Annotated in this window: 16 protein-coding genes; 9 read left to right on the top strand and 7 right to left on the bottom strand. The window is 65.7% G+C overall.

All coding sequences use genetic code 11. The features are described from left to right. The first annotated feature begins 45 nt into the window (after window positions 1–45). On the top strand, window positions 46–1,194 hold the full coding sequence (gene dgoD, locus HBH1_RS12720) for a galactonate dehydratase (RefSeq protein ID WP_102663046.1): 1,149 nt from the start codon (window positions 46–48) through the stop codon (window positions 1,192–1,194). Between the two features lie 29 nt (window positions 1,195–1,223). Here the strand turns inward: dgoD and HBH1_RS24910 are convergent, their stop codons facing one another. Continuing rightward, on the bottom strand, window positions 1,224–1,412 hold the full coding sequence (locus HBH1_RS24910) for a hypothetical protein (RefSeq protein ID WP_146012852.1): 189 nt from the start codon (window positions 1,410–1,412) through the stop codon (window positions 1,224–1,226). On the opposite strand from HBH1_RS24910, the gene HBH1_RS12715 reads away from it, so the two are divergent. The 3 genes from HBH1_RS12715 to HBH1_RS12705 all read left to right on the top strand — a co-directional run bounded on the left by HBH1_RS12715 (window position 1,411) and on the right by HBH1_RS12705 (window position 4,396). Next, the gene (locus tag HBH1_RS12715) at window positions 1,411–2,589 is read left to right on the top strand and encodes an MFS transporter (protein WP_102663045.1); all 1,179 of its coding nucleotides are present in this window, start codon (window positions 1,411–1,413) and stop codon (window positions 2,587–2,589) included. The genes HBH1_RS24910 and HBH1_RS12715 overlap by 2 nt on opposite strands. A 120-nt stretch (window positions 2,590–2,709) precedes the next feature. Continuing rightward, a complete protein-coding gene (locus tag HBH1_RS12710; protein ID WP_102663181.1) occupies window positions 2,710–3,063 on the top strand; it encodes a VOC family protein in 354 nt (117 codons plus the stop codon). Between the two features lie 25 nt (window positions 3,064–3,088). Continuing rightward, on the top strand, window positions 3,089–4,396 hold the full coding sequence (locus HBH1_RS12705; RefSeq protein ID WP_102663044.1) for a glycosyltransferase: 1,308 nt from the start codon (window positions 3,089–3,091) through the stop codon (window positions 4,394–4,396). A 1-nt stretch (window position 4,397) separates the two neighbouring features. Here HBH1_RS12705 and HBH1_RS12700 read toward each other — a convergent pair whose 3' ends face one another. Further along, window positions 4,398–5,309 (bottom strand): LysR family transcriptional regulator, encoded by a 912-nt coding sequence (locus HBH1_RS12700; protein WP_006713087.1) that lies wholly within the window; start codon window positions 5,307–5,309, stop codon window positions 4,398–4,400. A 240-nt stretch (window positions 5,310–5,549) separates the two neighbouring features. Here HBH1_RS12700 and map point away from each other — a divergent pair, with 240 nt between their 5' ends. The 5 genes from map to HBH1_RS12675 all read left to right on the top strand — a co-directional run bounded on the left by map (window position 5,550) and on the right by HBH1_RS12675 (window position 10,207). Continuing rightward, the gene (gene map, locus HBH1_RS12695) at window positions 5,550–6,347 is read left to right on the top strand and encodes a type I methionyl aminopeptidase (RefSeq protein ID WP_102663043.1); all 798 of its coding nucleotides are present in this window, start codon (window positions 5,550–5,552) and stop codon (window positions 6,345–6,347) included. 268 nt (window positions 6,348–6,615) lie between these two features. Next, window positions 6,616–7,092, top strand: coding sequence for a DUF3455 domain-containing protein (locus tag HBH1_RS12690; RefSeq protein ID WP_233207608.1), 477 nt, complete (start codon window positions 6,616–6,618; stop codon window positions 7,090–7,092). 80 nt (window positions 7,093–7,172) lie between these two features. Further along, the gene (locus HBH1_RS12685; RefSeq protein ID WP_102663042.1) at window positions 7,173–7,718 is read left to right on the top strand and encodes a sigma-70 family RNA polymerase sigma factor; all 546 of its coding nucleotides are present in this window, start codon (window positions 7,173–7,175) and stop codon (window positions 7,716–7,718) included. Beyond that, window positions 7,715–8,422, top strand: coding sequence for an anti-sigma factor (locus tag HBH1_RS12680; protein WP_102663041.1), 708 nt, complete (start codon window positions 7,715–7,717; stop codon window positions 8,420–8,422). The genes HBH1_RS12685 and HBH1_RS12680 overlap by 4 nt, the downstream gene beginning before the upstream one ends. Before the next feature lie 228 nt (window positions 8,423–8,650). Next, window positions 8,651–10,207 carry an EAL domain-containing protein gene (locus HBH1_RS12675; RefSeq protein ID WP_233207597.1) on the top strand — a complete coding sequence of 519 codons (1,557 nt, stop codon included), beginning with the start codon at window positions 8,651–8,653 and terminating at the stop codon, window positions 10,205–10,207. Window positions 10,208–10,233: 26 nt separating this feature from the next. On the opposite strand, the gene HBH1_RS12670 is transcribed toward HBH1_RS12675, so the two are convergent. The 5 genes from HBH1_RS12670 to HBH1_RS12650 are packed head-to-tail and all read right to left on the bottom strand — an operon-like array spanning window position 10,234 to window position 14,740. Further along, window positions 10,234–11,199 carry an NAD-dependent epimerase/dehydratase family protein gene (locus HBH1_RS12670; RefSeq protein WP_102663039.1) on the bottom strand — a complete coding sequence of 322 codons (966 nt, stop codon included), beginning with the start codon at window positions 11,197–11,199 and terminating at the stop codon, window positions 10,234–10,236. Then, on the bottom strand, window positions 11,196–12,179 hold the full coding sequence (locus tag HBH1_RS12665) for a fumarylacetoacetate hydrolase family protein (RefSeq protein ID WP_102663038.1): 984 nt from the start codon (window positions 12,177–12,179) through the stop codon (window positions 11,196–11,198). The genes HBH1_RS12670 and HBH1_RS12665 overlap by 4 nt, the downstream gene beginning before the upstream one ends. Beyond that, on the bottom strand, window positions 12,176–12,763 hold the full coding sequence (locus HBH1_RS12660; RefSeq protein ID WP_102663037.1) for a cupin domain-containing protein: 588 nt from the start codon (window positions 12,761–12,763) through the stop codon (window positions 12,176–12,178). Before HBH1_RS12660 ends, HBH1_RS12665 begins: the two co-directional genes overlap by 4 nt. A gap of 10 nt (window positions 12,764–12,773) precedes the next feature. Then, entirely contained in the window at window positions 12,774–13,589 is an 816-nt protein-coding gene (locus tag HBH1_RS12655) for a cyclase family protein (RefSeq protein ID WP_006713100.1), read from the bottom strand. Next, window positions 13,586–14,740 (bottom strand): MFS transporter, encoded by a 1,155-nt coding sequence (locus HBH1_RS12650; RefSeq protein WP_102663036.1) that lies wholly within the window; start codon window positions 14,738–14,740, stop codon window positions 13,586–13,588. Before HBH1_RS12650 ends, HBH1_RS12655 begins: the two co-directional genes overlap by 4 nt. Window positions 14,741–14,763 lie beyond the last annotated feature (23 nt).

Genomic DNA, 14,763 nt, shown 5'->3' with positions numbered 1-14,763 from the left:
ATCATTTTTCACCTGAACAGATTAAACGCATAACCGGACAGAACAATGAAAATCACCAAGATCACTACCTTCATCGTGCCGCCGCGCTGGTGCTTCCTCAAGATCGAGACTGACGAAGGCATCGTCGGCTGGGGCGAGCCCATCGTCGAAGGTCGCGCCCATAGCGTCTCGGCCGCCGTGGACGAACTGGCCGACTACCTGATCGGCAAGGACCCGCGCAATATCGAAGACCACTGGACGGTGCTCTATCGCGGTGGTTTCTACCGTGGCGGCGCCATCCACATGAGCGCCCTGGCCGGCATCGACCAGGCCCTGTGGGATATCAAGGGCAAGGCCCTGGGCGTACCGGTACACCAGTTGCTGGGTGGCGCGGTGCGTGACTCCATCCGCGTGTATTCCTGGATCGGCGGCGACCGCCCGGCCGATACCGCTGCAGCGGCCAAGAATGCGGTGGCACGCGGCTTCACCGCCGTGAAGATGAACGGTACCGAAGAACTGCAATTCATCGACAGCCAAGACAAGATCGAACTGACCCTGGCCAACGTCCAGGCCGTGCGCGAAGCGGTCGGCCCCAACGTGGGCATCGGTGTGGACTTCCACGGCCGCGTACACAAGCCCATGGCCAAGGTATTGATCAAGGAACTGGAGCCGTACAAGCTGATGTTCATCGAAGAGCCGGTGCTGTCGGAGAACTACGAGGCCCTCAAGGAAATCGCCCACCTGACCTCGACCCCGATCGCCCTGGGTGAACGCCTGTATTCGCGCTGGGACTTCAAGCGCATCCTCTCCGAGGGTTACGTGGACATCATCCAGCCCGACGTCTCGCACGCCGGCGGCATCACCGAGACCCGCAAGATCGCCATGATGGCCGAGGCCTACGACGTGGCGCTGGCGCTGCACTGCCCGCTGGGCCCGATCGCCCTGGCCTCCTGCCTGCAGGTGGACGCCGGCAGCTACAACGCCTTCATCCAGGAACAGAGCCTGGGCATCCATTACAACGAAAGCAACGACTTGCTGGACTACATCCGCGACAAGAACGTGTTCGCCTATGAAGACGGCTACGTCAAGATCCCGCAAGGCCCGGGCCTGGGCATCGAGATCAACGAAGAATATGTCCGTCAGCGTGCCGAAGTCGGCCACCGCTGGCGCAACCCGATCTGGCGCCACAAGGACGGCAGCTTTGCCGAGTGGTAACAAGCCAAACCCTCCTCCTCGGTAGTCCCTCAGCCCGGTCCGGCGCAAGCTGGCCGGGCTTTTTTCCGGTCGTCCGCCTGCCGACCGGATGACATCGGCTGGCATGGGTGGGCAGATTCATCTGTCTGATCGATGGAGTTGATCTGAATATTCCATTTAACAGATGAATCAAATACTGGCAAAGTCACGCTTTTTGATTTTTCCTGCAGGTTCTTCATGACGCCCGGCACCTCTCCCCGCTCCACTTCCCCTGCCGAATCCGTCCGCAGCCGTAACGCCACCCGCGCCACGATGGCGCAGTTCTTCGTCAACGGCGCCACTTTCGCCACCTGGGGCGTGCTGATTCCCTCGGTGAAGGAGCGTTTCGCGCTGTCCGACGCGGTACTGTCGCTGGCCATGCTGGCCGTGGCCGGGGGCGCGCTGCTGACCATGGGCCAGTCCGGCAAGTGGATCGCGCGCGTCGGTAGCGCCCGTGCCCTGCGCCAGGTCGGCATCCTGTATGCGGCCACGCTGTTGCTGATCCCGCTGGCACCGCAGTTCTGGATGCTGGTGGCGCTGCTGCTGGTGTTCGGCAGCGCCATGGCCGCCTTCGATGTGGCCATGTCGGTACAGGCCGCACTGGTGGAGGGCCAGCGCACGCGGCCCATCATGTCCACCCTGCACGCCATGTTCAGTATCGGCGGCATCGCCGGCTCGGCGCTGGGCGCCCTGCCCGGGCTGTCGCCGCTGGCCCATGCGGCGCTGGTCGGGGCCGGCACGCTGGCGGTGGCCTTGTCCATCGGCCCCTTCGCCCTGCCCGACGCCGTGCATGACGAGGCCGGCGGCGCCAGCGGAACCGATGGCCGGGCGCGCCGCATGGTACTGGTGCTGGGTGGCATCGCCTTCCTGGCGCTGGTATGCGAAGGCGGCATGTATGACTGGGCGGCGGTGTATATGCGCGACGTGGCGCAGTCGCCGGCGGCCTGGGTCAGCTACAGCTATGCGGCGTTTTCCACCGGCATGGCGGCCGGACGGCTGACCGGCGACCGCATCCGTGCCCGCATCGGCGGCCTGCGCACCCTGGCCTGGAGCGGTGCGGCCGGTGCCGCCGGTATCGCCCTGGCGGCGGGCTGGCCGGTACCCCTGGCCACCATGGCCGGGCTGCTGCTGGCGGGCCTGGGCATTGCCAACCTGATGCCGATCTTCTTCCTGGCTGCGGCCCGGGTACCGGGCATGGCGGCCGCCGAGAGCATTGCCGCCGTGGCGCGCTTCGCCTATGTGGGCATGCTGCTGGGGCCGGTCTTCATCGGTGGCGTAGCCGAACATCTGGGCTTGCGGGTGAGCTTCGTGGGCGTATCGCTGGTGATGGTGGTGGTCGCACTGTTCGGCGGCAAGGCGGTACGGCGTTTCATCTGAGGGGCTGCCCGGCCGGCATGCTAAGGTGGCGGTCCCTGCCGGCTGGCGCGGGGCACCATCGCGATGTGCTGCCCGCCTTACCGGCCTACCGATTGCCACTGAATCAGGATGACGCAAACCATGAGCCCCACCCCTGCTGCACTAAGGATCGACAACATCGAATTCAATGTCACCGACATCGCCCGCAGCAAGACTTTCTACGGCAACGTATTCGGCTGGACCTTCACCGACTACGGCCCGACCTACACCGAATTCAGCGACGGTCGCCTCAAGGGCGGCTTCACCACCGGCGAAGCGGTGCGTCCGGGCGGCCCGCTGGTGATCCTCTACGGCGACGACCTGGATGCCATCCAGGGCCGCTTGCTGGCAGCCGGCGCCACCATCACCCGCCCTACCTTCTCCTTCCCGGGCGGCAGACGCTTCCATTTCAGCGACCTGGATGGTTATGAACTGGCGGTCTGGACCAGCCAATGAATGATCGCCTGATCGGAAAATGGCGATGACCCAGGCTGCACACGGCCCCCTGCTGATCCTTGCCACCACCGGCACCACCGGTGACATGCTGCCCTACCTCACCCTGGGGCGCGGCCTGCAGGCGCGTGGGCATCGTGTCCTGATGGTGGTGCCGCGTTTTCACGAAAGGATCTTTGCAGAGGCCGGACTGGACTACCTCGGACTGGGTAGCCATGAGGAATTCCAGGCGGTGCTCGGCAACCCTGACCTGTGGGATGAGCGCAAGGGTTGGCGGGTCATCTGCGAATCCGCAGCGCCCCATCTCGACTGCCTGCACCAGCTCATCGCCCGCCTGCCGGCAGCCGATCCCTGCGTCGTGCTGAGTCACCCTCTGCTGGTTCCGGCAGCGGCCATGGCACGTGCCTTGCGGCCGGATCTTCGCATCGTGGTCACCTATATGGCGCCCTCCAACCTATGCAGCAGCCACGATATGCTGGCCCTGGGTTCGCTACGGCTGCCGGCGTGGGTACCGCTGTCCTGGCGCCAGTGGGCCTGGTCCCTGGTGCATCCCTGGCTGGTCGACCCGGCTGCCCTGCCCAGTCTGAATGCCGCCCGTGCCAGAGTAGGCCTGGGACCCATACCGCATTTCTTCGAGCACGTCCTGCATGCCCCGGACGCCTCGCTGGGGCTATTTCCACCATGGTTCGGCGCGGTTCAGCCGGACTGGCCGCAACCTTTTCTGGCCGGACACTTCCCGCCAGCACCGTTGCCGTCGCTGACGCCGCAGACCCTGCCCCCGGAACTGCTGCACTTTCTCGACGCCGGCGCGGCCCCCATCGTGTTCACTCCGGGCTCCGGACACCAGCATGCGCAGCAGTTCTTCAAGAGCGCGCTGGCTGCCGCCCGAGCGCTGGGCAAGCGGGCCCTGTTGGTGACGGCTCATCCTGGCCATTTGCCGCTGCCCCTTCCCGACGATGTAATGTGGCAACCCTATGTGGCATTCGATGCCCTGCTGCCGCGGGTAGCTGCCATCGTGCATCACGGTGGCATCGGTACAACCGCAGCGGCGATGCGCGCAGGCATCCCGCAACTGGTGGTGCCATTCGCCTACGACCAGTTTGACAATGGCTATCGGGTACAGCGCATGGGAGTAGGCACGGTGCTGAAGGCAAGACGCCTGTCGGCCAGGCACATGCAGCACGCACTGGCGAAGTTGCTGGAGTCAGGAGAAGTGGCGCGGGCCTCTGGCGCAATCGCCCGGACCATGCACGCAACGCAGGAGCAGGAGGAACTGCTGGATCTGGCTGAGCAGGCACTGCTGGGGCCGCTCAAAGCAAGGCCGCTGCAGGCTTGAATCAGGCCCGCCCCTGCTCCCGCGCCTGTTCCATCAGTAATTCGAGAAACGCCGCCGGTGCTGCGTCGAGCACCGGTGCGCCATTGCGGGCGGCACCCTTGTGGGTGACCACCAGCTCCCAGCACAGCTCCACGCCGCGCAGGTTGACCGTGGCCAGCTTGCCCCGGCGCGAGCGCACCACGTCGCGCGGCAACAGGGCCACGCCCAGTCCGTGTACGACCAGGTCCAGCAAGGTCACCAGATCGCTGACCTCGAAGGCCAGGCGACGACGCAACCCGGCTTCGGCAAAGCCGCGATCCACCAGGGCCCGCGTACCCAGGCCGGTCTCGAAATCGACGAAATCCTCGCCGGCCAGCTGTTCCAGTGTCACCGAGCGCGCCTTGGCCAGGCGATGGGTCGGGGTGCAGGCCAGCACCAGGTCTTCGCAGGCGATGATGTGGCTCTGCAGACCCTCGCCACTTTCTTCGATGGGCAGGACGGCCAGGTCCAGCTGGCGCGAAGCCACCTTCTCGTTCAACTCGCCCGCCGCGCCCTGGCACAGCCGGACCTCCACGGCAGGATGACGACGATGGAAGCGTGCCAGCACGGCCGGCAGGTCGACGAAGGAAGGCAGGCTCTGCACCGTGCCGATGGACAGGCGGCCGCGTCGCATGGCATTGACATCGGCCACATCGGTGGCGCCCTGCTCCAGCGCACCCAATGCGCGCCGGGCGCTATCGAGGAAGGCTTCGCCGGCCGCAGTCAGTTCGACCCGGCGCGTGGTGCGCACGAACAGCGGTGCGGCCAGTTCCTCTTCCAGCAGCCGGATGGAAGACGACAGCGCCGATTGCACGATATGGCAGCGCGAGGCGGCCCGGGTAAAACTCTTTTCTTCCGCCAGCGCCACGAATTGGCGCAGTTGCCTCAGTTCCATACGGCCCCTGGTGAGAATCTTGTTGGGAAAATCTGGTTTATCTGTGAAATGGATGGATCAAGTCCAGATCATCGATTCTACCCATAAGTGGATCAGGCCAGGCCAGGGGCGGAAAACATCCGTTGCCTGTCGAAAAATCCCGACGATCGCGCAAACCCGAGGCGGGCGGCGCACGAGACGGATAAAATACACGGCCGAACGACCGCCACGCAGCGCGTGGCACACCGAGATCAGACAAGCATGAGAAAAGTGAAGCTGCGCAGCGCCGCAGAAATCGCCCAGGCCCGCGCGGCCGGGCAACTGGCGGCCGAAGTGCTGCACATCGTGGCCGAGCACGTCCGGGCCGGGGTGAGTACCGACGAACTGGACCGCATCTGCCACGACCATATCGTCAACGTGCAGAAGGCCACGCCGGCCAATGTGGGTTATCACGGTTTCCCCAAGACCATCTGCAGTTCCGTCAACGAAGTGATCTGCCACGGCATTCCCGGTGGCCAGGTGCTGAAGGATGGCGACATCATCAACATCGACGTGGCCGTGATCAAGGACGGCTGGTATGGCGACTGCAGCCGCATGTATTTCGTGGGTTCGCCCAATGCCACGGCGCGCAAGCTGGTCAACACCACCTACGAGGCGATGTGCGCGGGCATCCGCGCGGTGCGCCCGGGCGCCACGCTGGGCGATGTCGGCCATGCCATCCAGACGGTGGCGCAGCGGGATGGCTTTTCCGTGGTGCGGGAATATTGCGGCCATGGCATCGGCACCGTCTATCACGACGAGCCGCAGGTGCTGCACTACGGCCAACGCAATGCCGGCCTGCCACTCAAGGAAGGCATGATCTTCACCATTGAACCGATGTTGAATGCCGGCAAGCGCCATACACAGCAACTGGACGACGGCTGGACCGTGGTGACCGCCGACGGTTCGCTGTCGGCGCAATGGGAACACATGGTGGTGGTCACAGCCAAGGGCTATGAAATCCTCACGCCCTGGCCGGAGGGCAGCGGAGGCTACCCGGCCATTGCCACCCGCAGCTGAGATCCATCCAGGACGGCTTGCAGCCGCCCGAAAAAATAAATTTTCGCGGGACTGCATCCGTTCGGGCGCCTGGTGGGTAGTACTCATGTCAGCAGGAAAAGCTGATCGTGGTACGACCCATTTCAAGAACTTACAGGAGCCCATCATGCAACATTCCATCCCGTCCATCCCCTTCTCGCGCCACCTGTCCGCCCTGCGCCCCGTCCTGGGCCGGACCGCCACCGTCGCTGCCGCCGCGGCCAGCCTCACGCTGGCGGCCTGCGCACCGATGTCGACCATGTATTCGCAGGACAGCCTGCCCGACGCCGTCAAGGTGCCGGCCGGCAACAAGGTGGTGCTGCAGACGGTGGGCGCGGGCGAAATCCTCTATGAATGCCGCCCCAAGAAGGACATGCCCGGCCAGTTCGAATGGACCTTCGTCGGCCCGGATGCGGTGTTGAAGGACCGTAGCGGCATGCAGGTCGGTCGCTACTATGGACCGCCGGCCACCTGGGAGAGCAGCGACGGCTCCAAGGTGACCGCGACCCAGGTGGCGGTGGCGCCGGCCGGCACCGGCAATATCCCGTACCAGCTGGTGAAGGCCAATCCGGCCACCGGCATGGGTGCGATGACCCAGACCACCTACATCCAGCGGGTCGCCACCCGGGGTGGCGTGGCGCCGGCCGAGGCCTGCGACATGAGCAAGGCCGGTGCCAAGCAGAAGGTGGGCTACCAGGCCGATTATATTTTCTGGAAAGCCAACTAAGGCCGGCACGGGGGTCGCTATAATCGACGCCATCCCGGCCGGATGTTCCGGCCGGGCAACAAGCGCCCGGACCCTTTCGCGTGACAGACGCCCCTGCTTTCGACCATGAAGCCGCCCTCCTCGCCTGCGCCGCTGGTGAGCGCGGGGCATTGCAGAGGCTGTACCAGCAGGAGGGGCGCTATCTGCTGGGCGTGGCGCTGTGCATCGTACGCGACCGGGCGCTGGCCGAGGACGTGCTGCACGACGCCTTCCTCAACATCTGGACCCGCGCCGCCAGCTTCGACCCCTCGCGGGGTGCAGCGCGCGGCTGGATCTTCACGGTGGTGCGCCATACGGCGTTGAACCGCCTGCGCGCCCTGCAGCACGAGGTCAATGCCGGCGACGATCTGGAACAACTGGCCGACCACCATGAGCCCGCTGTCCAGGCGCCCGAGTGGCAGGCCGATCTCGGCCGGCTGGAAGACTGCCTGGGGCAGTTGAGCGATGCCAAGCGCGCCAGCATCGTCTACGCCTATGTCGATGGCTGCACCCACACGGAAATCGCCGAACGCCTCAAGGCGCCGCTGGGATCGGTCAAGGCATGGATCAAGCGGGGCCTGGCCGCGCTGCGGGAGTGCATCGGATGAACGAATCACACGACGAACTGCAATGGCTGGCTGGCCAGTATGTGCTGGGCACGCTGGACCTGGCACAGCGCCAGGCGGTGGAACGACGCCTGCCGCAAGAGCCTGCCCTGCGCGCCGCGGTCGATGCCTGGGAAGCCAGACTGCATCCACTGACCGCACTGGCGCCGCCTGAACAACCCTCGCCGGGCCTGTGGCAGCGGATCGAACGCAGCCTGCCGATGCCGGCGCCGGTGCGCCGCCAGGGCGGCTGGCGACAATGGTGGGAGAACGTCAATTTCTGGCGCTGGAGCACCGCTGCGGCGCTGACCTGCTCGGTCTTGCTGGCGCTGCTGGTACTGCGTGCCGAGCCGCCGGCCCGGGCGCCATCCTACATGGTGGTGCTGGTCGCGCCCCAGGACAAGGCCCCGGGCTGGGTGGTCCAGACCGGTGGCAGTGGGCGCCTGAATCTGATCCCCCTGGGCGTGGCCAGCATCCCGCAGGAAAAGGCCCTGCAGTTCTGGACCAAAGGCGCCAACTGGAGCGCACCGGTATCGCTGGGGCTGGTCCAGCCCGGCAGGACGCAGGAGGTGGCGCTGGAAAAGCTGCCTCCGCTGCAGGCCGACCAACTCTTCGAAATCACGCTGGAACCCGGCACCGGCTCGCCCACGGGACGACCGACCGGCCCCATCCTCTATATCGGACGCGCCGTGAAGGTCACGTCCTGAACCACACCGTGGACGTCACAAAAAGGGGAAATCACGGGGGAATGACGGAAAAATGGGGGAGGAATGGCGAGAATTGAGTCCGATACGCATCAGCAGGGGGCCAGGAGCCTACCGCCGGCCGGGAAATCGAAGCGAAATCCGATTCAAAACAACAGCATGCGAAAAAAACCAAATAAGTCATAACGGATTTAAATTAAGCTTGCGCCAGGAATAGTTATTTTTTAATCAATGAATCGCAAAGTCTTCCGTCGCGTATCGGCATGGAAAATCCTGCTCTGGGCCTGTCTTGGCATGCTCATCGGGATGGTCCTGGCACAGCTTGCGCTGACCGTTTCGGAGCTGCGCCACATCGACGCCTCGTCGATGCAGGCCCTGCAGCGCGCCGAAGACGCAGCACGCGCAACGGGGGATGCGCTGCGGCGGGCTGAGGCCAGTCCATTCCAGCAGTGCTCGGACGACGACCTGGCGGTGCTGCGCAATATCGCCTACGCCAACAGCTATGTGGCCGATCTCGGACGCGTCGACCAGGGCATGGTGCGCTGTACCGCGCTATGGGGCCAGTTGGCCCAGCCGTTTGTGCTGCCGGAGCCGCTTTACCAGGCCGGCCGCGGCTTCAAGATCTGGCTGGGGCAGGCCATCGTGCACACTCACGCCCCCAGCAACGTGGTCGGCCTGCAGCGCAGCCTGGCCCTTACCACACCGACCACCTTCGATCTCAATCGCTTCTATCAGGATGTCTCGCTGCGTATCACCAATGGCGACGGCACGCGGGTGCTGGTCGAGCGCGAGGGCGTGCGCTACAACCCGGACGGCGCCATCGGCCTGCTGCCGGGTGTCGACGTGACCCACTGCAATACCGATCTGGCGCTGTGCGCACAGGCGTCGGCGCGCCTGCACTGGTATCCGGCGCTCTATCCGCGGGGCCTCATTGCGCTGCTGGCCGGCAGCTTTGTCGCCGGCGCCCTGGCCTGCCTGCTCCACTTGCGCAGCCGGCGCCACCAGGGGGTGCTGGACCGGTTGCGGCATGGCATTGCCAATGATGAAATCGTGCTGCTGTACCAGCCCATCGTCTGCATCAACGATCTGAGCCTGAAGGGTTATGAAGCGCTGGCCCGCTGGCGCCCGGCCGACGAGCCGGAAATCGGCCCCGAGATCTTCGTGCCGCTGGCGGTGCAGAATCGGCTCTGCACGGCCCTGGCCAAGGTCGTCTTCGCGCGCGCATTGCGCGAGATGCAGGCGCTGCTGCTGGCCAATCCCGATCTCATCCTGGCGATCAATACCGAAGTTGCCGACATCGAAGACGCCAACTTCGTCCGCTTCGCACTGGAGCTCACCGCCAACCATGCGGCCCTGCGCCGGCAATTGCACCTGGAGGTGACCGAGCGCGCCGATATCCGCTCGGCCGCCTTCACCCACAATATCGACTTGCTGAGGCGGGCCGGCTTTGCGATCTGGATCGATGACTTCGGTACGGGCAGCGCCAACCTCTCGCATCTCTCCTATGCCCGCTTCGACGGCATCAAGATCGACCGGCTGTTCACCAGTGCGCTGAGTACCGGTTCGCCGCTGCGTTCGGTGGTACCCAACCTGCTGCGCCTGGCCGGCGAACTGGATCTGCAGGTGGTCATCGAAGGCATCGAGACCGAAGAACAGTTGCAGCTCATTCGCGGCATCGCCCCCGACATCCACGCCCAGGGCTGGTTGTTCAGCAAGGCGCTGGAACTGGATGAAGTGCTGCAGCAGCGCCCGCCGGAAGCCGCCAACGAACTGGGACTGGCGGCCTGACCGCCCCCTGTGGCAGCGACGAGCAGCTATAGCGTATAGGGCGCCAGGGCCCGCCTGACCAGCGTTCGGGCGTCGCCATCATCCTTCAGTCCCAGTTGCCGTGCGCTACGGTCATCGAGCACGGGATATCTGCCGAAGATCGCTTCCACCCCTTCCTGCGGTGCATAGCGCACCAGCGCATGGCCGTCCACGCCATACAGCGTCGACAGCGTGTCCACCAGTTCGCCCATGGAGAGCCGCAGCACCGGCAAGGCCCAGCAGCGTTCGCGATGGGCTTCGATATCCAGCGTCGGGTCCATGGTGGCGGCATGCAGCAGATTCCCCGCACAACACTGCGCCGACATCCACCAGGCGGTGGCCTGCGGGCCGACCGGTAGCGTCACCGGGGCGCCGCCAGCCAGCGCATGCAGCAGTTCGCTCATGAAGGCCGAGACCAGTCCGGAGGTGGCGCGGGGGCGTGCCACGATACCCGGCAGCCGCAAGGAACGACCATCGAGCCGGCCACGACGCGTGGCGTCGGCCAGCAGGATTTCGCAGGCGCGCTTGTGGGCGCCATAGACCAGTGCCGGCTGCGCGGGCGTGGACGGGGTGACCGGGTCGGGCAAGGGTGTGCCATAGACGGCGATGGTGCTGGCATACACCACCACCGGCGCAGCGGCCGCTGTCGGCCTGGCTGCCAGCACCTCGAACAGGTCGAGGGTGGCCTCCAGGTTGACGCGACGGCTCAATGCGGGATCCGCCTCGGCCGCCCCGCCGGGCACAGCGGCCAGGTGAAAGCAGAGATCGGCGCCGAAGCGGGCGATGCGCTCCAGCACCGCAGCGTCCTGCAGCTCGCCTTCGATGCGCACGATATCAGGCGACGTGGGCGGCAAGTGCCGATCCATGGCGGCCAGCTGCGTGATGCGCTGCGCCCCGATCTGCCCCACCTGCTGCAGCAGTTGCATCAGGGTCGCGCCGATGAAGCCGCCGGCACCGGTCACCAATACCTTCATGGCGCCCGCACCACGCGTTGCTGCAGGATACCGAAGGGACCTTCGCGGCCGTCGGCGTAGTGGGCCTGCATGCGCACCTCGTCACCGAAACGCATGAAACCGGTGCGGATCTCGCCCAGGTCGATCTTTTCGATCACGCGCCGCTCGGCGATGCAGGCTGAGCCAGCCGCGCGCGCCACATTGGAGACGGTACCGGAACCGATGATGCAGCCAGCGGTGAGGCGACGACTGTGGGCGGCATGCGCGATCAGCTCGCCGAAGGAGAAATTCATCTCGCCGCCATGTGGCTGGCCGAAGTCCACGCCGTTCCATTGCACCTGCAGGCGCATCTGCACCCTGCCGTCGCGCCATGCCTCGCCCAGTTCGTCGGGGGTGACCGCGATGGGCGCGAAGGCGGTGGAAGGCTTGGCCTGCAGGAAGCCGAAGCCGGTCTTCATCTCATGCGGGCCGAGCGCGCGCAGGCTCCAGTCGTTGAGCTGCAGTACCAGGCGCACGGCCTGCTGCGCCTGTTCCGGGCTGGCGCCCATGGCCACCGGACCGACCATCACAGCGAACTCGCCTTCGAAATCGATGCCTTCGGATTCCGAACACAGGGGCACATCCTGATGCGGGCCAAGGAAGTCATCACTGGCGCCCTGGTACATCACCGGCACCGTATCGAAATGCGGGATCGGGGGCGTCTTGAAGGCTTCTTCCATCAGCCTGCCGTGATTGAGGAAGGCCGAGGCATCCAGCCATTGCGGCGCGCGCGGCAGTGGCGCCATGCACCGCCGGGGGTCGAAGGCGATGGCCCCCTCCACCTGAGCTTCATTGAGGTCCCGGTAACACGCTTCCAGGGGCGCACGCACGTCTTCCCAGCGCGCCATGGCATCGATCAGGGTGGCAGCGATCTGCGGCACCGGCAGGGCACTGCGCCCATCCCGCGCCACCAGGACCAGGGTGCCATCGGCGCTGCCGTCATGCAGGGTGGCAAACTTCATGGCTTATCCCCCCGACCGAGTTGCGCGGCGATGGCCGGGTCATACCGGCCATCCACCAGAATGAAGAGCATGCGGCAGGGCTTGCCCGAGCGGTTGGCCCAGGCATGGTTGGTGCCACGCTGCACGACCACGCTGCCGGGCTTGAGGTCGACTTCGCCACGCTCCAGCACCAGAGTCATCTCTCCTTCGATGACGATGCCATAGTCCACCGATTCGGTCCGGTGCATCAGTGGATGGGGGGAGTCGGCCTGCACGGTGGAGGCAGCGGCTTCGCCGATCTGGCTGAAGGCGTCGTGCATCCTGCTGCTGGCGCTGGCCAGGAATTCTTCGGTGTCGGGCGGAATATCGACGAAGCGCATGCGCGTGCCATGCGCCGGGGGCGAGAGCACCAGAGCGCCCAGGGTGGGATCAGGGCCGTTGTCCACGGGCACGGGCGTGGCGCCGGTGCTCCAGACTTCATGGAACAGCGTGCCGGGAATGGCGGCCACTTCCACCACCGTCGGTAGCGGCCCCTCACTGCTGACGATGGAATGGCCTTGCGCATCGTGGCCGGTGACCACGCGGTAGATGGGAGGAAAATTCATCCGGGTTCCTTCAGGAAGCGTCAAAGATCGCCACCGCCCGCGTCCAGCCGGCACTGGCGCCGCGGATCTTGTGCGGGAAGCAGCTGATGGTGAAACCGTGTGGTGGCAGGGCTTCCAGGTTGTGCAGCTTTTCCAGATGGCAGTAGCCGATGTCGCGACCGGCCTTGTGACCTTCCCAGATCAGGGACTTGTCGCCGGTCTCGGCCACCCGCTGGGCGGTGTAGGAAAACGGTGCATCCCAGCTCCAGGCATCGGTGCCGGTCAGGCGCACGCCACGTTCGAGCAGGTACATGGTGGCTTCATAGCCCATGCCGCAACCGGCGCCGAGATAGTCGCGATGACCATAGCGCGAACCGGCGCGGGTGTTGACCACCACGATGTCCAGCGGCTGCAGCACATGACCGATGCGCTTGAGTTCGGCTTCGACGTCGGCGGCGCTGGCGACGTAGCCATCCGGGAAGTGGCGAAAGTCCAGCTTCACACCCGGCTGGAAACACCATTCCAGCGGCACTTCATCGATGGTGATCGAAGGACGTGCACCGCCATTCTTGGCATCCTGGGTGGAATGGAAGTGCCAGGGTGCATCCAGGTGGGTGCCGTTGTGGGTGGTCAGGGTGACCCATTCGGCCGCTGCCGCCTCGCCATCGGGATAGTCCTCGGGCCGGGTGCCGGGCAGCATGGCCATGAATTCGGGCAAGGTGTCGGCATGCTTCTGGTAGGTGATCTTGGGCGCCAGCGGCGGCGGATCGGAGAGCACGTCGTTTTCGAGATAGATGGACAGGTCGACGAAACGATGTCGGCGACGCGCCTGCAGGGATGCGGTCATGCCAGGGCCTCCTGGGGTTGGATGGCAGCTGCGCGCGGCAGCCGCGAGAAACAGAACGATGCAGCCACGCCCAGCACCACGGCCACCGGGCCCAGGCTGGCGTAGCTCCAGCCTTGCACCAGCGTGCCGCCGAGGATGGGGCCGATGGCCGCGCCCGTCATCAGCATGGCGGGGGTGGCAGCCATGGCGCGGCCACTGCGGTCCAGCCGGGCCATGAGGCCGAAGGCGAAGGTGTGGGTAAAGATCATCACGGCGGCAAACACCGAGGCGGCAGCGGCATAGGGCAGGAAGCGCGCAGACGACATGATCACCACCACCAGCAGCGCCTGGACCAGCGGACCGGCCATCAGCACGCTGCGGGCGGGCAGGCGCTTTTCCAGCAGGGCCGCCAGCGGTGCCGGCAAGAGATTGACGAAGCCCAGCGCGATGAGTACGCCGGTCACCGCCTGCAGGCCGAAGCCGCGATCACTGCCGACACGTTCCAGGAAACTGAAGGTCATCGATTGCACCAGCCCCATGCAGGCGATGCCCGCAATGCCATACCAGACCTGGCGCGGTACGGGAAGACGGGGAGCGGCGACGCGCGCCGTGCCATCGGTCTCGGCACGCGGAAAAGCCAGGGCACAGGCCAGCGCGCCCACGGCCATCACGCCGGCGAAGAGATAGAACAGCGCAGGACCACCCAGGCTGGCGATGATGGGTGGCGCACTGCCCAGGAACACGATGGCGAACACGCCCAGCGCGATACCCACCAGCGCAAAGCCGCGATGCGGATTGCTGCCCCGCGCGAGGGTGCCATGCGTGACACTCAGGGATAGCCCGGTCGTGACACCGCACACCGCATGCAGCAAGGCCAGCAGCAGGTAGTGCTGGGTCTGCGCGGCCGTGGTGAACAGCAACGCCGAAAGCGCAAAGCCGATGGCCGCCTTCCAGCGCGCGGTATCCGGATCGAAGCGCGGTGCCAGCCAGGCGCTGGCCAACACGGCGCCACCCAGGAACAACGAGGCCAGCAGGCCGGCCTGGCGGGGATCGAAGTGGTAGTGCGCCACCAGTGTGCCGACCCAGACCGGCAGCGCAACCAGGTCGATCATGCCGGCGCAGTGCGCCAGCATCAGCGCAGCCAGGGCGCGCTTGGAATAGGTCGTGATCATCTTGTCTCCTCGCGTCGTACGCG

This window comes from Herbaspirillum sp. BH-1 (assembly GCF_002870055.1).
Lineage (GTDB): Bacteria > Pseudomonadota > Gammaproteobacteria > Burkholderiales > Burkholderiaceae_D > Herbaspirillum > Herbaspirillum frisingense.
Note: the sequence above shows the minus strand (reverse complement) of the source record. Positions and strands in the feature narration are given on the sequence as shown.